Below are 21,044 nucleotides of genomic sequence, written 5' to 3' on the forward strand. Positions count from 1 at the left end.
AGATCGAACCGCGCGGCACCATCGAGACCGAAGCAGCACGCCGCCTCGCCGACGACCTCAACAACCAGTAGTCACCAGCTAACCCAACACTTTCTGAGTCGGTAAAGACGACAGAAGGTGTCGGGTATCGGCGGGAGAGTGGCGTTGCCGGTCCGTGCCGTGGGGTGCGGGCCAGGACGAACGACCCGACGAACGAGGAACCGACATGCGCGAGACACCCGACGACCTCCGGCGACTGCAGGCCCTGCTCGACGCCTCGCTGGCCCGATCGACGGCCCACCTGCGGTCGATCATCAGCAGCGAGCGGACCATCACCGCCGAGCAGCTCACCAGCGTGCTCACCGGGATGTGCACGCTCGCGCTGTCGACCGTGACGGCGAAGGGCGAGCCGCGGATCAGCGCGGTGGACGGGCACTTCCTGCGCGGGAAGTGGCACTTCGGGACGGCCCGCGGGGCCGCCAAGGCACGCCACCTCGCGGCGCGGCCCGCCGTCAGCGCGGCGCACCTGCGCGGGGAGGACCTGGGGGTCTTCACCCACGGCACGGTGGAGGCGCTCAATCCGCTGGACGGCCGACCGGCCGCCGACTGGCCGGAGTTGCTGGCGTACTTCCAGGAGTTCTACGGGGCGGACACCTTCGACTGGGAGCAGGAGGTCGTCTACTACCGGGTGCACCCGTCCTGGATGACCGTGTTCGCGCCGGACTTCGACAAGCTGCGGGAGGCCGGGGCGGCCGGGCTGCCGCTGCTGGACGGCCGGGGCTGAGGTCCGGCGAGAATGGGAGCACGACGTCGACCGGAACGGAAGGGGAGCAGGTGCGCGCGAGCCGGGCCATCGCGCTGCTGCTGCTCCTCCAGGCCCGTCGGACGATGACCGCCGCGGAGCTGGCGGCCGAGCTGGAGGTCTCCGAGCGCACCGTCCAGCGGGACGTCGCCACCCTGGCCGAGGCCGGGGTGCCGGTGTACGCCGAACGCGGCCGGGCCGGGGGCTACCGGCTGGTCGACGGCTACCGCACCCGGCTGACCGGCCTGGAGCGCGCCGAGGCCGAGGTCCTGCACCTGGCCGGGCTGCCGGGCCCGCTGCACGACATGGGGCTGGCCGGGCCGGCGCTGGCCGCCCGGCTGAAGGTCGCCGCCGCGCTGGGCGACGCCCCCGCGGCCGCCGGCCGGCGGTTCCACCTCGACGCGCCGGCCTGGTTCCGCGCGGCCGAGCCCCCGCCGCTGCTCGCCGAGGTGTCCCGGGCCGTGTGGGAGGACCGGGTGCTGCACGCCCGGTACGCGGCGCGCGGCGGCACCCGGGACCGGCGGCTGGAGCCGTACGGCCTGGTGCTGAAGTCCGGGCAGTGGTACGTGGCGGCGCGCGGCCCGTCCGGCCGGGTCGGCTCGTACCGGGTCGACCGCTTCGAGACCGCCGAGGCCGGCGACGAACGGTTCGAACGCGACCCGGACTTCGACCTGGCCGGCTACTGGGACGCGGCGGCGGTGGAGTTCACCCGCACGATGCTGCGCGAGCGGGCCGTGGTGCGGCTGAGCCCGCTCGCGGTCGAGCGGTTGGCCGTCCTGCTGGAGCCGACCGCGGCCGCCGACGCCCTCGCCACCGCGGGCCCGCCGGACGCGGAGGGCTGGGTCACCGTGACGCTGCCGGTCGAGAGCTGGGAGATCGGCTACTTCGAGTTGCTGCGCCTCGGCCCGGAGGCCGAGGTGCTCCGGCCGCCCGCGCTGCGGGCCCGGCTGGCCGAGGCGACCCGCCGGGCGGCCGGGCTGTACGACTGACGGGCCGGCTGTCGTTCAGGGGCGCGGCGCCGCGGGCGGGGCGCCGGTGACGGCGGCGCGGTAGAGGGCCCGGGTGGCGGCGCCGAAGTGGGCGCTGTACGAGACCTGCGGGGTGTTGCCGCCGGTGTGGAAGCCGCCGATCAGCCCGATCACCGCCCAGCCGCCGAACCAGGGCAGCAGCATCGGCCCGCCGCTGGTCCCGCTGGTGAAGGCGTCGCAGGCGATCCGCGGGAAGGTGCCCGGCTCGGCCGGGTCGTCGCTGACCCACGCGGTGGTCCAGCTCCAGCAGCCCAGCGGCTTCTCCGCGCCGGCCGGGTACCCGATCATCCGCACCGGGGCGTGGAAGTACCCGGTGTCGGTGAGCAGTTGGACCCCGCCGGTGGCGTCCTCCAGCCGCTCGCCGTCCTGGTTGGGCCCGGTGACCGCGAAGGCGAAGTCGTACTCGGCGCCGGCGTGCGGGCCTTGGTCGTAGTACTCCTGGGCGACGTACACCCCGTTGCCGACGACCGGGAAGATCCCGAACGGCTTCCGCCCGTCGTGGTACTGCGGCACGAAGCCCAGGTGGCGCAGCGGGGAGCTGCCCGCGTACCCCTTGAGGCAGTGGCCCGCGCTGAGCACCAGGTCCCGGCCGGGGCTGCGGACCACCGAGCCGCTGCAGGTGCGGCCGGCGCCGGTGGCGTCGGTCCAGAAGAACGCCCCGGCCTGCGGGATGCCGTCGAAGCTCCGGCTCGGCGGGATGTACTCCCCCGGCTGCGGCCCGTCCGTCGTCGGCGCCAGGGCCGGGGTCCGGCCCGCGTCGACCGGCAGTGCGGCCGCCATCCGGGCCGCCGTCCAGTACGTCCCCAGCTCGGCCGCCGCCGGGTCTGCGGCCACGGATGCTGCGGCCACCGGTGCCGCGGCGGACGCCGCCGGGGCGAGCCCGGCGACCGCGATCAGGGCGGCCACGACAACGGCGGCACGGCGAACGGATCTCACCCTACACATCGTCAATTCCCCTTTCACAGACCGACATTGACATGCCCATCATCCAGGCCGGACCACCGGAACGCTCCGCCGGGGCACCGAAAAGGGCGAATCGTCGTCGGCCCGATGGCGGGCCGCCCACTGGAACGGCCCCGGCTCGGTCGCCCGGCACCCCGGGCTGGAAGAATGCGCTGGGCGAGCACCCGTCGAAGCCGCCCAGCCGCGCACAGCAAGGAATCGGTCCCGGATGGAAACACCCAGCAACCTGCCGGAGGACGCCGGAGAGGTCTTCCGGCGCTACCTCGGGGCCGTGGTCCTGCACAGCCAGGCCAGCGCCGATGCCGTCGGGCTCGGCGCCACCGACGCCTACGCGCTCAACGCCCTCCAACTCAAAGGGCCGATGACCTCCGGTGAGTTGAGCGTCCGCACGGGACTGACCACCGGCGCCACCACCCGCCTGATCGACCGGCTGGAACGCGCCGGGTACGTCCGGCGCAGCCACCCGGCCGAGGACCGGCGCAAGGTGATCGTCCAGGCCGTCGCCCAGCCCACCGAGCTCGACGCCGTCCTCGCCCCCGCCCGGCGCAGGCTCGGCCACCTGTTCGAGGGCCTCACCGCCGAGCAACTCGCCACCCTGTTCGACTACTTCGGCCGCGCCGCCGAAGCCCTGGAGGAGGCCACCGAGGAGCTCCACGCCGCCCGCTGAGCGAGCGGGGCTGTTCCCGGACGGCTCATTCCGTACGGACCCTGCGGCGGTTCGACCAGTGCCGGAGGCGGGCCAGGCTCAGCTCGACGGTGTTGACGGAGTCCCGGATCCGGTCGCGGTGCCGACCGTGGCCGACCAGGTCGCTGAGGTGGTCGCGGACCTCGGCCACCAGGTCGCCGATCAGCACCAGCACGGTGGCCGTGGTGACCTCCTTGCCGGTCACCGAGCCGATCGCCCAGTCCGCCTCGGCCCCGAGTTCGACCAGCAGCACCAGCAGGATCAGGGCGACCCAGATCGCCGTCTTCTTCAGGAACGCGACCAGGTTGACGCTCTCCAGCCGTACCGCGAGCCCGGTGCTGGCCACCACGACCACGCCCGCGGCGATGGCCAGTGCCTGCCAGGACTGATGGCCCAGGTCCAGCCCGAGGGCCAGGACCACCAGGACCCACGCGGTGCCCTGGATCAGTGCCCGCTCGGTGTACGGCGGTACCGCCGCGTGCCCGCCGGCCAGTGCCATCCCCAACTCCCCCTCGACCTCAGACAGATGCTCTCTGCGAGTGCAACGCCGGAGACGCCCGCCCGGCAGCGCCGCCGGTGTTAGGGCACCGTCAAGCCGGGCGCGCGCAGCCAGCGGTGCGCCCCCGTACGCGCCCCTGCGCCGCTTCGGCCCGAGCGGCCGTGGGCAGCGTTCCCTGGCGGGGGATTCCGATCGGAGGAGGACGGTATGCACCAGAACGACGGCCGGCAGCCCGGGAACGCACCCGGCAACGGGGACGGCGACCCCGACGAGCGCTACCGCCGGTCCAACGCCCTCCTGGTCGACGAGGTCCTCGGCTTCCTCTTCGCCGCCGCCCTGCGCGCCGCCGCCGAGGTCGGCGTGGCCGACCACCTCGCCAAGGGCCCCGGCACCCCCGCCGACCTGGCCGCCGCCACCGGCACGGACGCCCGCAACCTGTACCGGCTGCTGCGGCTGCTGGCCACCCGCGGCCTGGTGGCGGAGGACGAGTCGGGCCGCTTCGCGCTGACCGAGGCCGGGCAGGCGCTGCGCAGCGACGTCCCGTACTCCGCGCGGGCGGCGATCCTGATGCTCAGCGACCGCACCTTCTGGCTGCCCGCCGGGGAGTTGACCCGCTGTCTCACCGAGGGCGGCTCGGCCTTCGACGAGATCTTCGGGATGCCGTTCTTCGACCACTTCGCCCGGGACGCGCGCACCGCCGCCGTCTTCCACGACGGCATGGCGGCGATGTCCGACGCGGAGAACGCGATCCTCGCGGCCGGCTACGACTTCCCGTCGACCGGCACCGTGGTGGACATCGGCGGCGGCCACGGCGGCCTGTTGCTGGAGGTGCTGCGCCGCAACCCCGCGCTGTCCGGCGTGCTGTACGACCGCCCCCACGTCCTGGCCGGCCACCGCCTGGGCACGGCCCCGGAGGTCGAAGGCCGCTGGTCCCTCACGGAGGGCGACTTCTTCGAGGCCGTACCGCCCGGTGACGTCCACCTGCTCAAGCGGATCACCCACGACTGGGACGACGACCAGTGCGCGACCGTGCTGGGCCACTGCCGCCGCGCCCTGCACCCGGGCGGCCGGGTCCTCATCCTGGACGCGGTGGTCCCGCGCGGCAACGCCCCGCACCAGTCCAAGGCGCTGGACCTGCTGATGATGGTCTCCCTCACCGGCCGCGAGCGCACCGAGGAGGACTTCGCCGAGCTCCTCGCGAAGTCCGGCCTGCGGCTGTCCCGCATCATCCCGACCCCGACCGTCCTCTCCGTGGTCGAGGCCGTCCCGGCCTGACGCCCCCCGGGCCGGCCACCGCGCCGGACCCTTCGAGCAGGGCCGTCTCCAACTCGGCCAGCGCCCGCCACCAGCCGTCCACCAGGGCTTCCGGGCACGGCAGTCCGGCATCCGGGTGGAAACAGATCCGAGCCTGCTCGCCGTCACCGCTCAGGACGACGGCGAGCAGGTGGCCGGGGGTGAGCGGGCCGCGTGCCAGGAACGAGACGACCCGCAGCCCGTCGGGCGGGGTGTGGGCGGGCAGCGGACAGGACGAGACGATCGCCGCACTGTAGCCGGGGGCGCTGAACAGCCGCACGGCCGTACGGGCCACCGACGCGGGCAGGTACCGGACGGTGTCCTGTACGGCATGCCGGGCGGTGACGGTCCGGTGGTGCAGGGCCCGGATGACGCGGGCCAGCCGCTCGGCAGGGGAGACGCCCTGGCCGGGCAGCAGCAACCGGGTGGAGAACAGCCGGTTGCCGTGCTGGAGGCCGTGCCAGGTCTGTTCGGTCGGGTGCCGGGCGTCGAGCGGGACGAGCACCGGCAGCTCCGCCAGGTCGAGGCCGCAGGCGGTGGCCCAGTGGGCGACCGCCGTCCCGACGGCGCCGAGAAAGACGTCGTTGGCGGTCCCGCCGCTCCGGGCTCCGATGGCCTTCAACCGGGCCAGGGGCAGGTCGACCACCCGCATCGGTCCGGGCCGGCCGGTGAGGAACGGGAACGGTCCGGGTCGGTACGCGAGTCCCCGGGTCACGTCGGCGGCGGTGCGGGCCGCGAGCCGGACCAGGTCGGCGGCGTGGCGGCGGGCCGCCGGTCGGGGGCGTACCGGGGCCGGCCGCGGGGTGCAGCCGAGCAGGGCGAGCCCGGTGCGGGCGGCGGCCAGGCCGTCCTGGAGGGCGTGGTGCACGGTGTGGACGACGGTGAACCCGGCGGCGCCGGGGGTGTGGACGATGCGCAACCGCCAGGCCGGACCCGGAACATCCAGGGGTTCGTCCAACCAGGTCCGGGCCAGGGCCTGTTGATGGTCGGCGTCCACCGCCTCGACGACCGCCACCTGCTCGGCCGCGTCGAACGGATCCGGCGCCCAGCGGCGGGCACCCGCCGGCCCGTGCAGGCGCAGCGCCAGGAACGGCAAGCGGGCCACCAACTCCTCGGCGCGACGGCGTAGTTCGGCGGCGGTCGGCACGGGACCCAGCACGGTGTACTGGAAGGCCATCTCCCAGCGGGTGGTCGGCGGGTAGCCCTCCATGGCCGCCAGGAACGCCACGTCCAGCGGGTGGGGGCGACCGGTCACCCCGCCGCCGTCCCGGTCAGGGCGGTGATGCGGTCGGCCGCCTGCTCCAGGCCCGGCACGACGTGGGCGACCAGGTGCCGGTGCGGGCTGTTCCCGATCGGGTCGATCAGGACGCTGTGCGGGGTGGCGGCGAACAGGCCGAGGTCGTTCGGCCCGTTGCCCACCACCAGTACCCGGTGCGCCGGCAGGTCCAGCGTGCGCAGCACGGCGCGGAACTGGCGGGCCTTGAGCGCGGCCATCTCCGCCTCGTCGGCCGCGTACATCTCCAGGTCCGTCAGCACTCCGTCGTGGCCGTACCGCAGGCGTCCGCCCCCGTGGGCGAGGGCGGCGCCGAGCCTGCGGGCGGTGGCGTCGGCGTACTCCTGCGCGGAGGAGGTGATCAGCACCAGCGGCACCCCCGCCGCACGGAGCGCGCCGAGAAAACGGTCGGCACCCGATCGGAGCGGCACACCGCTGAAGGCCTCCGCCAGGCGCTGACGGGTCGCACCGGCCCACAGGGTCCGCAGCGCCTGGCGCAGCGGCTCACCGGTGAGCGCGCCGGCCCGGTAGGCGCGGTACAGCCGGGCGTGGGCGGAGACCGGCACGCCCAGGGCCCGGGTCACGGCCAGGGCGGAGCTGGTGGCGGTCAGGGTGCCGTCGATGTCGCACACCACCGCCCCGAGACCCGCCCGCGCGGTGTCCTGGCCCTTCACCGACCCGGGCCGTTCGCGGCGGCGCAGGCCCGGTAGTAGCCGACCGGCATGGTGGCCAGTGCCTCCAGGCCGGTCCGCCGGTCGGGGTCGGGGACGGCCTGCGCGATCAGCTCCAGCGCCCGGCGGGTGTGCAGTTCGACGGCGTCCAGGGCCCGCTGCCCGGCGCCGGTGGCCGCCGCCAGCTCGGTGGCGCGGGCGGTCCGCTCCTGGCTCAGCGGGGGTGCGGAGGAGTAGAGGGCGGCGAGTTCCCGCCCCGCCGGCCCCGGGTCGGCGAGCGCGTCCACGGTGACCAGGGTCCGCTTCAGGCTGGCCAGGTCCGAGCCCGTCCGCTTGCCGGTCCTCGCTTCGTCGCCCCACACGCCCAGCAGGTCGTTGACGTACTGGAAGGCCACTCCCGCCGTGGTGAAGGCCTCGGTCAGCTGCTCCACCACCGCCGGGGCGGCGTGCGCGGCATGGGCGCCCAGCCCGGCGCAGGCGCCGAGGAAGATCCCGGACTTCTGCCGGCTCATGGTCAGGCACTCCGCCATGGTGACGTCGTCCCGGGTCTCGAACGCGGTGTCGGCGTCCGCGCCCTGGCACATGGCGGCCACCGTCGTGCCCAGCAGCGTCACGGCCGCCGCGGGCAGTTCCGGGTCGGTGCCGAGCACGCTCGTGCCGAGGGCGAGCAGCGCGTTCCCGGTCAGCAGCGCGGTGGGGGTGCCGAACACCGACCAGACGGCCGGGCGCCCGTGCCGGACGGCATCGCGGTCCAGGACGTCGTCGACCACCAGGGTGAAGCCGTGGACCAACTCGACGGCGGCCGCGGCGGGCAGGGCCGCGTCGGTGTCCGCCCCGAGCGCCTCCGCCGTGGCGAGGACGAGCGCGGCCCGGATCGCCTTGCCGGTGGCCGCCCGGGCGGGGGTTCCGTCGGCGTCGGTCCAGCCGAAGTAGTAGCGGCCGGCGTCGCGCACCGCGCCCGGTGGCAGGCCGTCCACGGTCCGGCGCAGCACCGGATCGACCAGGCGGCGCGCCTCGGCCAGATGGGCGGCCGGGACCTGCCCGGCGGGGGGCGTGGGGGTCGTGGTGGTCATGCCGCGTTCTCCTCCCAGTCGGCGACACCGGGCAGCGCCCGGTCCGTCATCGCGGTCAGCAGCGCCCGTCCGGTCCCGGTGAACGGGCCCCGGGCCGCCGTGTCCAGGGCCGCCCGCCGCCGTTCCAGCACCATGGCGCGCACCCGGGCGACCGCTCCGGTGGCCGTGAGCACGGCCCGCAGTTCGGCCAGCTCGGCGTCGGTCAGGCCGGGGCGACCGAGCAGCCGCGCCATGGTCGCCCGCTGGGCGGCCGTGCCCGCCTCGGCGGCCAGCGCGACCACCGCGGTGCGCTTGCCCTCCCGCAGGTCCTCCCCGCCCGTGTCGGCGGCGGTGACGTCCTCCAGGTCGTCCTGGAGCTGGAACGCCTCCCCCAGCGACCGGGCGTAGCCGGCGAGCGCGTCCGTGCCCGCCCGGTCGGCCCCGGCCATCGCCGCCCCGATCAGCAGCGGGCCGCGCACCGTGTAGGCGACGGTCTTCGCGTCGATCACGGCGAACGCCTCCTCGACGGTGCCGAAGGGCTCGGACGGCTCGGCCAGGTCCAGGAGTTGCCCGGTCAGCAACTCCTGCCTCATCAGCCCCAGTTGGGTGCGGGCCGCGGCGGGTACCCCGGGTTCGTGCAAACGTTGGAAGCACTCGTCGGCCCACAGGGCCGCCAGATCCCCCAGCAGCACGGCGGCGCTGATGCCGTACCAGGCGTCCCCGCCGCGCTGCGCCGCGCAGGCCCGGTGCACCGTGGGACGGCCGCGGCGCAGCGCGGAGCGGTCCACCACGTCGTCGTGCACCAGGGCGTGGCCGTGCAGGAGTTCCAGTCCGACCCCGATGTCCGCCAGGCGCGGGTCCGGGGGACCGTCGCTGACGGCCCGCCATCCGATCCGGCAGAACAGCGGCCGAACCCGCTTGCCCGGGCCGCCCAGGAAGGCCCGCAGGGCGTCGACCGGCGCGGCCGGTCCTCCGGCACCGGGCTCGCCGGAGAGCCGCTTGGCGTCCAGGAACGCGTGCAGGGCCCGGTCGACGGCCGCATGGGTGGCGGCCAGCCAGTCGCGGGCGGCGGTCGTCTCCGCCACCGGCGTCAGCCGGGGTACTGCTGCTGGTGCGCTCATGCCGTGAACCGCCCCCTCCCGTCCGCCGCGACGCGTTCGGTCGCGTACGGGACCATCCCTTCGGGCACCCGGTAGGCGCCCGGCGCACAGCCCCTCGCCGCGCACCCGGCCGAGCCTGCCCCACCAGTCCCATGCCATTCGCGGCCACTCGCCTGCCCCACCTGTTCGAGTGGTTACTGTGCGATTTTCCGACCGTACGGTGAGGCCGGCTGGTAAAGGGACGGCGGCGGGCGTGGGAAGTCGCTCTGTCGACTTCCCACGCCCGCTGTACCCGCCGGACCAGGTCACCCTCCCGTCAGGTGGCGGTCAGCGGAGCTGGAAGGTCCACTCCTGCTTCCAGCCGCCCTCGCAGGTCCACACGCCGAGCTGCTTGAAGTCGGAGTCCTCGGTCAGGCAGTTGTCCTTGTCGATCTGGATCCGGAACTTGCCGCCGCCGAGGCTGACGACCTGCCACTTCTGGTTGTCGGTGCCGCCCCACGCCTGCTGCTCGGCGACGTAGGTGTCGGGGTTCTCGGTGAGGTTGTAGCCGAGGTCGTTGACGATCCGGTAGCGGTCGCCGCCCAGCGGCTTGATCGTCCAGGTGGACCCCTTGTAACCCAGGACCCCGGCCGCGATCGGCGCGCCCCAGGTCGAGGTCTCGGTCGGTGCCGTCGCGCCCAGTCCGTTGGAGAGCTTGATGAACAGCGGCCGCTCGGTCGGAACGGACTCCGCCGGGTTCGGGTTCGGGTCCGGCTTGGGCTTCGGGTTCGGGTCCGGCTTGGTCGGGTTGGTCGGGTTGGTCGGGTTGGTCGGCGTGATCACGCCGCCGGACGCGTTTTCGAGGACCCACCCCTGGTGCCAGTCCTGCTTGCAGGTCCACACACCGAGCTGCTTGAAGTCCTCGTCGTGGGCGAGGCAGTCGTCACCGGAGATCCGGATCTGGTACTTGCCGTTGCCGATCCCGACCAGTTCCCACTTCTGCCGGTCGGCGTTGCTCCACGGCTGGAGTTCCGCCAGGTAGCCGCTGTTCTCGGTGAGGTCCAGCCCGTACGAGCTGGTGATCCGGTAGCGGCCGCCGCCGACCTGGGTGAGCTTCCACTTGGACTCGTTGCCGCCGCGGATCCCGGCGACGACCGACGCGCCGGCCGAGCCGCTGACCGGGACGGCGCCCAGGCCGTTGTCGAGCTTGAGGGTCACATCGGCGCCGTTGCCGGGCGTGGGCGGATTGGTCGGGTTGGTGGTCGGCGGGGTGCCGCCCCAGGCCCAGTTCTGGTTGGGCGCGTCCCGGTTGGTCTCGGAGCCGCAGGACCAGGTCACCACCGGGCTGCCGTTGCCGGTCTGGCCGCTGTAGTCGTCGATGCAGGCGTCCTTGGAGCGGTCCTCCTGGTCCACCAGGTGCCGGAACCCGCCGCTGGCCGACATGTTCCAGCGCTGTCCGGGGTTGTCCAGGCAGTCCCAGATCTGCAGCTTGGTGCCGTTCCCGGTGTTGTTGCCCGGCACGTCCAGGCACTTGCCGTTGGCCGCCTGCAACCGGTACCCGTTGTAGGTCCACCGCTGGGCGTCGCCGCCGTTGCACTCCCACATCTGCACGGGGGTGCCGTTCGCGGTGCCGTTGCCGCTGACGTCCAGGCAGGCGTGGTAGCCGGGGCGGCTGGAGTCGGGGGTCAGGCTGCCGGTCCTGGTGCCGTAGCCGGAGCGACCGGGGAAGTGGATGGTGCGCACGTCACCGTCGCACTTGTACGGCCGCGCGGTGCCCGAACGGCAGGTCCACGACTCCTTCTTGACGCTGTCGCCGTCGTTGCCGACGAACGCCCAGTTCATGAAGCCGCCGTCGGTCCGGTTGCGGAACGTCGAGTCCCCCTGGAAGACCCAGATCCGGAACACGTCGTAGCCGGAGGGGTCCCGCTTGTCCTTGTCCATGTAGTGCTTGAGCTTGTAGGTGGTGTCGAGCAGCACCCCCTTGATGTCCGCCTTGTACTCGCCCTTGAACCATTCGGTGTCGTACAGGTCGGTGCCCACCGTCTTGTACACCATGACGTTGAACCCGGGGAACTTCTGGCTCAGCTTCGACGCGGTGTCCTGGGTGAACTGCGCATTGTCCAGCTTGTTGTTGTTCGCGGCGTCGCGCATGCCCCGGATCATGTCGAAGGCCGAATTGATCAGCGAGGTCATGCAGTTGCCGCCGCCCACCGAGGCGGGCGTTCCGCAGCTGGTGTCCACGGGGGCGGCCGCGGACGCGGTCTGCGCCTGCACGGTCATTCCGCCGGTGAGCACGGCGACCGCGACGACCCCGTGAGCCAGGGCGCGTTTCAGTCGGAACAGGGACTTCATATCGGATCCGTCTTTCTACTCGGTAAAGACGGATCGTAGGCCCCGGAATCCTCCGAATGGATTCTCCATACGGAATCCATATGACGGAATCGAAAGCCCTGACAACTTCCGGATCGACCCGATAAGAATTCATTACCGAATGAACCGGAATGCGGGATCCCCCGTTGCCCGGCCTGAGCGGTCCCGCGCCACCCGATGGCCCGGCGGCAACCGCCCAAGCCGTGGCGGCATCCGGTCAGGCCTTGGCGGCCGCCAGGACCGTGTCCGTCGTCACGACCTTGGCGAAGCGCATCGCGTGCAGGGTCGTGGCGGTGGCGCGGGCGAACTCGGCGGCGCGGACGACGGTGCCGTCCGGGCCGGTCATGTCGAAGGCGTGCATGGCGTCGGTCGGGAAGATCGCGTCGTAGCCGAGGTTCCCGGCCATCCGGGTGGTGGTCTCGCAGCACACATTGGTGATCATCCCGCTGATCACCACCTGCCGGACGCCGCGCTGCTGGAGCCAGGCGTGCAGGTCGGGGGTGCCGTAGAAGGCGCTGTTCACGGTCTTGGTGATGTGCAGTTCGGGCGTGAGCGCCGCCACGAAGTCCTGCAGCCGGTGGCCGGGCGTGCCTGCGGCCAGCGGCCCGCCCGGGGCGGTGTGCTGCACGGTGACGATCGGGCGCCCGGTGGCCTGCCAGGCGTCGATCAGGTCGGCCATCCGCTGCTCGGCCTGGGGGTTGTCGCGGGGGCCGAAGTAGTCGGCGTCGTGGAAGCCCTGCTGGACGTCGATGAGCAGCAGGACCGCGTCGGGGTCGAGGGTGAGCGGGGCGTCGAAGGCGTCGGTGTTCGTCATGACGTCCATCCTGGGCGGCGGCCGGCCCCGGGCGTGATGGGCAGGAATGCCAACCATCGATATATTCCTGCCATGCGAACGGTGGGTTGCCTGATCTTCGACGGTGTACGGGCCTTCGACTACGCGGTGATCGGCGAGGTGTGGGCGCAGCGGTCCTCGCGGACCGCCGTGCCCGCCTTCGAGCTGCGGGTCTGCGGGCCGGACGGCGCCCGGGTGCGGCTGGACGGCGGCCTGGAACGCGTCCCCGACCACGGGCTGGACGCGCTGGCCGACTGCGACCTGGTCATGGTCCCGGGCGTCGAGGACCCGTCGGCCGTCCCCGGTCCCGACGTCCTCGATGCGCTGCGGGCCGTCCACGCCCGCGGCGTGCCGCTCGCCTCGCTCTGCGCGGGCGCCTTCGTGCTCGCCGAGGCCGGGCTGCTGGACGGCCGGGAGGCCACCACCCACTGGGCGCTCGTCCCCGAACTGGCCCGCCGCTACCCGGCGGTGACGGTCCGCCCCGAGGTGCTGTTCACCGGCGGCGACGGCCTGTGGACCTCGGCGGGGGTGGCGGCCGGGATCGACCTCTGCCTCCACCTGGTCCGCACCGCCCACGGCCAGCGGGCCGCGGCCGCCATCGCCCGGTCCATGGTCACCGCCCCGTTCCGGACCGGCGGCCAGGCCCAGTTCATCCCCAGCCCGGTCCCGCCGCCGACCGGGGACGACCCGCTGGCGCGCGTCCGCGCCGGGATCCTCGCCTCCCTCGACACCCCGTGGACGGTGGGCCGGATGGCCGCCGACGCCGTGATGTCGGAGCGCACCTTCGCCCGCCGCTTCACCGCCGCCACCGGCACCACCCCGCTGCGCTGGCTGCTCGACCAGCGCATCCTCGCCGCCCAACGCCTGCTGGAGGAGAGCGATCTGCCGGTGGACGCCGTCGCCACCCACTGCGGCTTCGGCTCGGCGGTCTCCCTCCGCCCGGTCTTCACCTCCCGGGTCGGCGTGCCGCCCCGGGAGTACCGCCGGGCGTTCCGCGGCCGGGAGGACGGGTAGGGCTCGGGGCGATTGGCGCTTCGCGGCGCCCAGGACCGCCGCGAAGCGGCAACAGGACCGAACGGGATCCACCACAAGTCAACAGCCCGGCACACCGCGGCGGTCCCGCTCGGCCCGACGGGCGCACCGAATCGCCTGGACGACCGGATCCCGGGTGCGGGAGGGTGTCCGACAGCCGGACGCCAATCGGGCCGTCCGCTCGTGAAGGAGTGCTGACCAGGTGAGACTCGACTACGACACCGCGTGCGACTGCGCCGACCTCTCGGCGACGGCGGAGGAGTACGAACGCCTGGCGGACGCGGTGGCCGCCGATGGAGGGAGGGTCGACGTCAGGATCGAGCCGGGCGTCGACGCGCTGGCGGGGATCGAGGTCACGGGGACAGCCGGCCCCGGGGTACTGCTCGGCCTCGACTCCGAACGGCGGGTCCTGGTGGTCAGCGGTGACGACGCCGGCCGGGCGCTGCTGGCGGACATCCTGCGCGACCTGGGCAGCTACGAGGACGGCGGCCACCTGCACATCGAGTACCACCCCGGGCACTACTACCTCGTCGAGGGATCGGTGGCATTGATCGCCAGCAGCCCGCACGGGGGCATGCCGCGCCGCTAAGTGGACGTCAGGGCGCAGGGGGGCGCAGCACGAGCTGTGGGAACCGACCGCAAGCGGAAGTCACGTGCGATTCTGTTCGCAAATGTTGACTCCTGGGCAATTCCGCTTCATATTGGCCGTGTTCACGCAAAGGCACCTTCCCTCTCCCCCGGCCCACCACAGGCCGGGACCCCCAAGGAGCCGGCTTGTTCCCCATGGCCTCACCGCGCCGCACACCCTCCCGCCCGCTGTCCGTCGCCGCGCTGGGCCTCGCCGCCGGGCTCGCGCTCACCGCCTGCTCCACCGGCCAGGAGTCGACCTCCGGGGGCGCCGCCTCGGTCGCCCCGGTGAGCGGGAAGATCTCGATCAGCTACCTGCAGAAGCAGGGCGACCAGGAGTACTTCGTCGGCGAGGCCGCCGGTGCCAAGGCCAAGGCCGCCGAACTCGGCGTGGACCTAAGGGTGGTGGACCTCGGCAGCGACGCCAACAAGACCGTGAGCGAGGTCCGGTCCGCCATCGCCCAGAAGAGCAACGGCCTGATCGTCGTCGTCCCGGACCCGGCCGTCGGCCCCCAGGTGGTGCAGCTGGCCAAGGACGCCAGGACCGCGCTGCTCACCTCGGACGACCAGGTCTGCGCCACCGGGCCCGACCCGGCGAAGTGCGCCAAGGCCGACCTGGTGCCCCGGGTCGGGTTCTCCGGCACGCAGATGGGCACCGAGGTCGGCAAGCGGGCCGCCGAGGAGTTCACCAAGGCGGGCTGGAACCCGGCCGACACCCGGATCATCTCCGCCTGGCAGCAGGACGTCACCGTCTGCGGTGACCGGGTCAAGGGCGCCGAGGCGGCCTTCTCCGCGACGGTGCCCGGCGTGCGGACCATCGACGTGGCCACCGACAACACCCCGACCGGCGCCCAGGACAAGGTCGCCGCCACCCTCACCGCCAACCCGGGCGTCAAGCACTGGGTGGTCTGGGGCTGCAACGACGAGAACGTCCAGGGCGGCGTCACCGCGCTGCAGAACGCGGGCGTCTCCCCCGCCGACATCGACGGCGTCGGCCTGGGCGCCTACCTGGCCTGCAAGGACTGGGGCAGCGGCAAGCCGTCCGGAATGAAGGCCGCGCTGTTCATCAACGGCAAGGACGTCGGGGCGCTCGCCGTCCAGACCCTCTACGACCGGCTGAAGAACGGCAAGGAGATGCCCGCCGAGGCCTTCGCCCCGACCAAGATGGTCGACGCGGCGAGCTGGCAGTCCGTCGGAGTGCCCTGCAGCTGACCCTCCGGCCGAGAGGCCGGACCCGCTCCGCCAGGGAGGCCGCGATGACGCACCGCTCCCCCGTCCCGCCCTCGGGACCCGCCACCGAGGGACTCGCCGCCGAAGGCATCGGGAAACGTTTCGGCGCCGTCCGGGCGCTGGACGACGTGACCCTGCACTTCCCGCCCGGCCGGGTCACCGCCCTGATGGGCGAGAACGGCGCGGGCAAGTCCACCCTGCTCAGGATCCTGACCGGCGACCACCGCCCGAGCGAGGGCACCGTGACCCTGGACGGCGTCCCGCTCGCACTCTCCTCACCGATGGACGCCCGCCGGGCCGGGATCCGGATCATCCCGCAGGAGCCGGAGATCATCCCGCACGTCTCGGTCGCCGAGAACGTGTACGCCGGTTCGCTGCCGCGCCGCACCGGCCACCGCCTGGACCGGCGGCTCGACCGGACCGAGCTGCGCCGCCGGATCACCGCCGACCTGGCCCGGCTCGGCTTCGCCAAGGTCCTCGACCCCGACCTGCTCGGCTCCGAACTCACCGCCGCCCAGCGTCAGTTGGTGGAGATCCTGCGCGCCCTCACCGGCCGGGTGCCGGCCCGCGCGATCGCCTTCGACGAGCCCACCTCCTCGCTCTCCGAGCAGGAGAGCGAGGCGCTCTTCGCCCTGATCGGACGGCTGCGCGCGGAGGGGATCGCGGTCGTCTACGTGTCGCACCGGATGAAGGAGGTCTTCCGGCTCGCCGACCGGATCGCCGTCCTGCGCGACGGTGCGCTGGCGGGGGTGGTGGACGCGGCCGGGGCCGACGAGGCCGGGATCGTCCGGCTGATGGTCGGCCGCGACCTGTCCGCCCTGTTCACCCGGGAGCGGGTCGCCACCGACCGCGTCGTCCTCGACGTCCGGGGCCTCACCACCGACGCCGTCCGCGGCATCGACCTGCGGGTCCACGCGGGCGAGGTGGTGGCCCTGGCCGGACTGATCGGCGCCGGCCGCTCCGAACTCGCCCTCGCCCTGGCCGGGGACGCGCCGATCCGCTCGGGCACCGTCCTGCTGGACGGCGAACCGCTGCGCCTGCGCGGCCCCCGGGACGCGATCGCCGCCGGGATCGGCCTCGCCCCCGAGGAGCGCAAGGCGCAGGCACTGCTCCTGCACCGGACCGTCCGGGACAACACCGCCCTGGTCAGCTACCCCGCGCTGCGCCGCCGCCGGTTCGTCCGCCGGGCGCAGGAACGCGCGCTCGCCCAGGAGTACGCCGACCGGCTGCGGGTCCGCGCGCCCTCGATCGAGGCCGAGGTGCGCACCCTGTCCGGCGGCAACCAGCAGAAGGTGGTGCTCGCCCGCTGGCTGGCCCGCCGCCCCGGGCTGCTGATCCTCGACGAGCCGACCCGCGGCGTCGACATCGGCGCCAAGGCCGAGATCTACCGGATCATCGCCGACCTGGCCCGCGACGGCGTCGCCGTCCTGGTGGTCTCCTCCGAACTGCCGGAAGTGCTCGGGCTCGCCGACCGCATCGTGGTGCTGCAGAACGGCCGGGTCACCGGCGAACTCGACCGCGCCGGGGCCACCGAGGAGGCCGTCCTCGCCCTCGCCATGGCCGACGACCTGGCCGCCCCCACGATCGCCGACGACCTGGCCGTCCCTGCCCCGCCCCCGTCGCCCCAGGACCCCAACTCCCCGACCGGAGCCGCCTGATGAGCACCAGCGCCGTCCCCGACAGCGGACCGGAGCGGGCGCACCCGGCGCGCCGCGCGCTCGCCCGGCTCGCCGCCCTCGGCGGGCAGAACCTCAGCCTGCTCGGCGCGCTGGTCGCCGTCCTGGTCCTCTTCGGCTGGCTCAACGACAACTTCCTGAGCTGGGACAACATCCAGGGCATCACCGAGGCCGTCACCATCGCCGGCCTGCTGGCCGTGGTCCAGACCGTGGTCATCGTCTGCGGCGGCCTGGACATCTCGGTCGGTTCCCAGGCCGGCCTGGCGTCCGTCACCAGCGCGATGGTCTTCACCTCCACCGGGTCGAGCGCCCCGCTGGGCATCGGCGCGGCCCTGCTGATCGGGGCGGCCATCGGCCTGCTCAACGGCGGCGTCATCGTCTACGGCCGGGTCAACGCGACCATCGCCACGCTGGCGGGGCTGGCCGCGTACAAGGGCCTGGCCCAGCTGGTCTCGGGTGGGCGCGCCCAGGGCTACGTCCTCGGCGACCCGGTGTTCGTCTTCCTCAGCCGCGGCAAGGTCGCCGGGCTGCCCACCATGGTGTGGCTGCTGATCCTGGTCGCCGCGGCCGTCCACGTGCTGCTCACCTACACCGACATCGGCCGCAACATCTACGCGATCGGCGGCAACCCCACCGCCGCCCGGCTGGCCGGCATCGCCCTCAACAAGTACCTGATCTCCGCCTATGTGCTGGCCGGCACCGTCGCCGCCCTGGCCGGCGTCCTGCTCACCGCCCGCACCGGCTCCGGGCAGCCGGTCTCGGGCAGCGAGGGCCTGGAGCTGCAGTCGATCACCGCCGCCGCGCTCGGCGGCTGCGCCCTCAAGGGCGGCAAGGGCGGGGTGGGCGGCACCCTGCTGGCGGTGGCGCTGCTGGGCGCGCTGCAGAACGGGCTCACCGTCGAGGGCATCAACTCCTTCTGGCAGAACGTCGCCCAGGGCACCCTGCTGGTCGCCGCCGTGGTCGCCCAGCAGCGCCGCAACCGGGAGCGCGCCATCGGCCTGCCGGCCTGAGCCGGCTGCCCGCCCCGGCCCTCACCCCGGCCCCCGCCCCGGCCTCCGATTCACTCTTTCGGCTACTTGCCCAGCAGGAAAGTAGGGCGTACTTTCCTTGTAGGAAAGTAAGCGTCCGAAGGGGAGACCACCATGAGTACACCCACCCCCTCCGAGGCCCGGGACGCGCTGGCCCGCGTCCGCAAGGCCCGCCTCCACGCCGCCGAGTCGCTGCGCGCCCCCTGGTGGGTGTGGGCGGTGTTCGGCGCCGTCATGGCCTCGTTCCTCGCCGCCGACGACTTCGGCCCCACCGCCCGGAGTGTCGCCTCGCTCGGCCTCGGCGCCCTCGCCGTCGCCTGGGTCGTCGCCGGGCGGCGCAGCCCGCGGATGGCCGCCGCCTCCGGCACCCCGCACCGCAGCGCCCTGCCCACGTACGCGGGGCTTCCCGTGACGCTGGTCGCGTTGGTCGCCGTCGCCGTCGGGTACGGCACCGGCCATGCCGTGCACAGCCTGCTGACCGGCTCCGGCATGCCCGCCTGGATCCGCGAGCACCCGTACACCACCGCCGCCCTCCCGTACGCCGCCCTGTACGTCGCCGCGGGCCTGCTGGCCGGCGCGGTGCTGCGGCGGCTGGCCCGTCGCACGGCGGTCCGGTGAACGTGACCGGACCGACCGCGGGCGCCGGGTCCGGCCTGGACCAGCTCCTCCTGGACCCGACCAGGCTGACCATCGTCTCCCTGGTGTCCGCGACCACCTGGTGCGAGTTCGCCTTCGTCCGCGAGCACGCCGGGCTGAGCGACTCGGCGCTGTCCAAGCAGCTCACCACGCTCGGCGGCGCCGATCTCGTCGAGATACGCAAGGGCCGTGTCGGGGCACGCCGCTGCACCTGGGTGCGGGCCACCGACGCGGGCCGGGAGCGGTTGCGCGCACACGTGGCCGCGCTCCAGCAGATCGCCGACCGGGCCGGACAGGCCGGGCGGGCCGCCGCGGAGCACCCGGCGGGTGGCCCCGACCCGGGGCCCGGCCGACCGGTGTGACGTCGGGTCATCGAAGCCTGCCCCCGACTCTGCCCTTCCGGCCCTTGTACGGGCAACGCCGCCCGCCGTACACCGGCATGGATACACAGCGACCGCGGTGCGAACCGCCTGTCCAGGAGGTGGATGTGCACGCGCACGACCCGAAGACGCAGAGCCAGTCCGAGCGCCGCGACCGCGGCCGGCCGGCCGCACAGCGGCAGTCCGTCCCGGCGGACCCCCGCTCGCTCGCCGCACTGCAGCGCTCCATCGGCAACGCGGCCGTCGTCCAACTGCTCAAGCTGCAGCGGGAGTCGGAGGAGGAGACGGTCCAGCGCTCGACGGTCCACCAAGTGCTGCGGTCGCCGGGCCGTCCGCTGGCCGACGGCGTACGGACGGAGATGGAGGCCCGCCTCGGCGCCGACTTCAGCAGCGTGCGGGTCCATGACGGCCCCGCCGCGGCCCGCTCGGCGGCCGAGATGAGCGCCCGCGCCTACACCTCAGGCGAGCACGTCGTGATCGGCCAGGGCGGCGGCGACAAGCACACCCTGGCCCACGAGTTGACCCATGTCATCCAGCAGCGCTCCGGCCCGGTGTCCGGCACCGACCACGGGAACGGCCTGTCCGTCAGCGACCCCGGCGACCGCTTCGAGCGCGCCGCCGAGGCGAACGCCGTCCGGGCGCTGAGCGGGCCCGTGCCCGACGCCGCCGTCCAACGGGTCGCCGAGCAGTCCCCGTCCGCAGCTCAGGAGCTGGCGGTGCAGCGCGCGTACACCGGCACCCCGTACGAGATCTACGGCGGGGTGAACGGCAACGGCGTCGGCACCACGATGCACGCCGAGCTCCACCCCGGCCAGCTCCCGACAGGCTCCATCCCCAAGGAGCAGCCGGCCTGGTGGCCCAAGAGCGGCGCGACCGGCGCCTGGTTCTCGAACTTCATGGTGCAGGGGCACCTGCTCAACCACAACGTCGGCGGCCCCGGCGTCATGAAGAACATGACGCCGATCACCGCGTCCGCGAACTCGGCACACCACAAGACGGTCGAGAAGAAGCTCAAGGAGGAGGTGCTGAAGAAGGGCCACATCGTCGAGTACTACGTGGAGGCCGACTACAGCACCCACCCCGACGCCGCGGACTTCCTGACCGGCGACGCCAATGTGGACGCCGACATCGACGCCAACTACGCCGACAAGCTCGCCGGCAAGCTCCACGCCGAGTACACGGTCTACGACACCACCGGCAAGGAACTGGGCGGCGACGCCTGGGAGATCGAGAACAACCGGCTGAAGTGACCGCACCCGCTGGCGCCGCCGAAGGCGCCGAAGGAGACGTACGTACGTGATCGACCCCCGTGCCCGACTGACCGCGATGATCACCGACCTGGAGCGCAACCCCCGCGTGGAGCTCCTGGAGGCCACCGTCGCGCCACCGACCCCACCGGCCGACCTCGAGTCCGCCGTCCGCCTGGCCGACGGCCGCCTCCCGGCGGGTGTCGAGGCCTTCTACCGCGAGGTCGGCGCGGTCCGCCTGACCTGGCGGCACACCGTTCCCGAGCTCCTGAACAACGACCTCTCCGACCAGGGCCTGATCAACCTGCTGCCGCTGCACCAGGTCCTCGGCGACTGGCAGGGCATCACCTGGCACTCGGAGGAGGACCAGGAGTTCCGCGCCGTCCGGCCCTTCGACCGGTTCACCTCCGAGGCCTGCGCGGCGTTCGTCCCCCCGCGCGACTCCGTCCACTACCACTACCTCGGCGAGGAGCTGCACGACACCGGGTACTCCTTCGACGCCTATCTGGAACGGCTGATCGCCTCCCGCGGCTTCTGGTACTGGCCGCAGACGCTCTGCCCGGGCCTGGAGAAGAGCGCGGAGGTCACCGCGTTCCGCCGCGTGATGCCGGCCGTCTTCCCGGACTACGACGACGCGCTGTTCCACCCGGCCGGGCACTGAG

At 73.5% G+C, this 21,044-nt stretch carries 21 protein-coding genes; 13 read left to right on the forward strand and 8 right to left on the reverse strand.

Annotated features, from left to right (window positions below; translation table 11 throughout):
* Positions 1-205: 205 nt before the first annotated feature.
* Together ABTZ03_RS00005 and ABTZ03_RS00010 are read left to right on the forward strand one after the other, a co-directional pair.
* Complete coding sequence (locus ABTZ03_RS00005) at positions 206-763, forward strand: pyridoxamine 5'-phosphate oxidase family protein (RefSeq protein ID WP_350510520.1); 558 nt, start codon at positions 206-208, stop codon at positions 761-763.
* Between the two features lie 50 nt (positions 764-813).
* Positions 814-1,770, forward strand: a complete 957-nt coding sequence (locus ABTZ03_RS00010) for a helix-turn-helix transcriptional regulator (protein ID WP_350510521.1) — start codon at positions 814-816, stop codon at positions 1,768-1,770.
* 15 nt (positions 1,771-1,785) lie between these two features.
* On the opposite strand, the gene ABTZ03_RS00015 is transcribed toward ABTZ03_RS00010, so the two are convergent.
* On the reverse strand, positions 1,786-2,754 hold the full coding sequence (locus tag ABTZ03_RS00015; RefSeq protein WP_350510522.1) for a trypsin-like serine peptidase: 969 nt from the start codon (positions 2,752-2,754) through the stop codon (positions 1,786-1,788).
* A gap of 226 nt (positions 2,755-2,980) precedes the next feature.
* Between ABTZ03_RS00015 and ABTZ03_RS00020 the strand changes: the two genes are divergently transcribed.
* Complete coding sequence (locus tag ABTZ03_RS00020; protein ID WP_350510523.1) at positions 2,981-3,439, forward strand: MarR family winged helix-turn-helix transcriptional regulator; 459 nt, start codon at positions 2,981-2,983, stop codon at positions 3,437-3,439.
* Between the two features lie 25 nt (positions 3,440-3,464).
* Here ABTZ03_RS00020 and ABTZ03_RS00025 read toward each other — a convergent pair whose 3' ends face one another.
* Positions 3,465-3,956, reverse strand: coding sequence for a hypothetical protein (locus ABTZ03_RS00025; protein ID WP_350510524.1), 492 nt, complete (start codon positions 3,954-3,956; stop codon positions 3,465-3,467).
* Between the two features lie 207 nt (positions 3,957-4,163).
* Here ABTZ03_RS00025 and ABTZ03_RS00030 point away from each other — a divergent pair, with 207 nt between their 5' ends.
* Entirely contained in the window at positions 4,164-5,231 is a 1,068-nt protein-coding gene (locus tag ABTZ03_RS00030; RefSeq protein ID WP_350510525.1) for a methyltransferase, read from the forward strand.
* Here the strand turns inward: ABTZ03_RS00030 and ABTZ03_RS00035 are convergent.
* The 6 genes from ABTZ03_RS00035 to ABTZ03_RS00060 form a co-directional block, all read right to left on the reverse strand.
* Positions 5,182-6,504 (reverse strand): hypothetical protein, encoded by a 1,323-nt coding sequence (locus ABTZ03_RS00035; protein ID WP_350510526.1) that lies wholly within the window; start codon positions 6,502-6,504, stop codon positions 5,182-5,184. The two genes, ABTZ03_RS00030 and ABTZ03_RS00035, sit on opposite strands and share 50 nt — an antisense overlap.
* Positions 6,501-7,196 carry an HAD family hydrolase gene (locus tag ABTZ03_RS00040; RefSeq protein ID WP_350510527.1) on the reverse strand — a complete coding sequence of 232 codons (696 nt, stop codon included), beginning with the start codon at positions 7,194-7,196 and terminating at the stop codon, positions 6,501-6,503. Before ABTZ03_RS00040 ends, ABTZ03_RS00035 begins: the two co-directional genes overlap by 4 nt.
* The gene (locus tag ABTZ03_RS00045) at positions 7,193-8,266 is read right to left on the reverse strand and encodes a polyprenyl synthetase family protein (protein ID WP_350510528.1); all 1,074 of its coding nucleotides are present in this window, start codon (positions 8,264-8,266) and stop codon (positions 7,193-7,195) included. Before ABTZ03_RS00045 ends, ABTZ03_RS00040 begins: the two co-directional genes overlap by 4 nt.
* Positions 8,263-9,366, reverse strand: a complete 1,104-nt coding sequence (locus ABTZ03_RS00050; protein WP_350510529.1) for a polyprenyl synthetase family protein — start codon at positions 9,364-9,366, stop codon at positions 8,263-8,265. The genes ABTZ03_RS00045 and ABTZ03_RS00050 overlap by 4 nt, the downstream gene beginning before the upstream one ends.
* Before the next feature lie 306 nt (positions 9,367-9,672).
* Positions 9,673-11,676 carry a ricin-type beta-trefoil lectin domain protein gene (locus ABTZ03_RS00055; RefSeq protein ID WP_350510530.1) on the reverse strand — a complete coding sequence of 668 codons (2,004 nt, stop codon included), beginning with the start codon at positions 11,674-11,676 and terminating at the stop codon, positions 9,673-9,675.
* A gap of 235 nt (positions 11,677-11,911) precedes the next feature.
* Positions 11,912-12,508 carry a cysteine hydrolase family protein gene (locus ABTZ03_RS00060; protein WP_350510531.1) on the reverse strand — a complete coding sequence of 199 codons (597 nt, stop codon included), beginning with the start codon at positions 12,506-12,508 and terminating at the stop codon, positions 11,912-11,914.
* A 72-nt stretch (positions 12,509-12,580) separates the two neighbouring features.
* Between ABTZ03_RS00060 and ABTZ03_RS00065 the strand changes: the two genes are divergently transcribed.
* From ABTZ03_RS00065 to ABTZ03_RS00105, 9 genes are all read left to right on the forward strand, one after another.
* Positions 12,581-13,540 (forward strand): GlxA family transcriptional regulator, encoded by a 960-nt coding sequence (locus tag ABTZ03_RS00065; protein WP_350510532.1) that lies wholly within the window; start codon positions 12,581-12,583, stop codon positions 13,538-13,540.
* 220 nt (positions 13,541-13,760) lie between these two features.
* On the forward strand, positions 13,761-14,147 hold the full coding sequence (locus ABTZ03_RS00070; RefSeq protein WP_350510533.1) for an Imm32 family immunity protein: 387 nt from the start codon (positions 13,761-13,763) through the stop codon (positions 14,145-14,147).
* Between the two features lie 194 nt (positions 14,148-14,341).
* Positions 14,342-15,397, forward strand: a complete 1,056-nt coding sequence (locus tag ABTZ03_RS00075) for a substrate-binding domain-containing protein (RefSeq protein WP_350510534.1) — start codon at positions 14,342-14,344, stop codon at positions 15,395-15,397.
* A 44-nt stretch (positions 15,398-15,441) separates the two neighbouring features.
* Positions 15,442-17,073: a sugar ABC transporter ATP-binding protein gene (locus ABTZ03_RS00080; protein WP_350510535.1), complete on the forward strand. Its 1,632-nt coding sequence runs from the start codon at positions 15,442-15,444 to the stop codon at positions 17,071-17,073.
* On the forward strand, positions 17,073-18,101 hold the full coding sequence (locus ABTZ03_RS00085; protein WP_350510536.1) for an ABC transporter permease: 1,029 nt from the start codon (positions 17,073-17,075) through the stop codon (positions 18,099-18,101). Before ABTZ03_RS00080 ends, ABTZ03_RS00085 begins: the two co-directional genes overlap by 1 nt.
* 132 nt (positions 18,102-18,233) lie before the next feature.
* On the forward strand, positions 18,234-18,737 hold the full coding sequence (locus ABTZ03_RS00090; protein WP_350510537.1) for a hypothetical protein: 504 nt from the start codon (positions 18,234-18,236) through the stop codon (positions 18,735-18,737).
* Positions 18,738-18,739: 2 nt separating this feature from the next.
* Complete coding sequence (locus ABTZ03_RS00095) at positions 18,740-19,117, forward strand: transcriptional regulator (RefSeq protein ID WP_350510538.1); 378 nt, start codon at positions 18,740-18,742, stop codon at positions 19,115-19,117.
* A gap of 125 nt (positions 19,118-19,242) precedes the next feature.
* The gene (locus ABTZ03_RS00100) at positions 19,243-20,385 is read left to right on the forward strand and encodes an eCIS core domain-containing protein (RefSeq protein WP_350510539.1); all 1,143 of its coding nucleotides are present in this window, start codon (positions 19,243-19,245) and stop codon (positions 20,383-20,385) included.
* 46 nt (positions 20,386-20,431) lie between these two features.
* The gene (locus tag ABTZ03_RS00105) at positions 20,432-21,043 is read left to right on the forward strand and encodes a hypothetical protein (protein WP_350510540.1); all 612 of its coding nucleotides are present in this window, start codon (positions 20,432-20,434) and stop codon (positions 21,041-21,043) included.
* Position 21,044 lies beyond the last annotated feature (1 nt).

Source organism: Kitasatospora sp. NPDC096077, from assembly GCF_040303245.1.
Lineage (GTDB): Bacteria > Actinomycetota > Actinomycetes > Streptomycetales > Streptomycetaceae > Kitasatospora.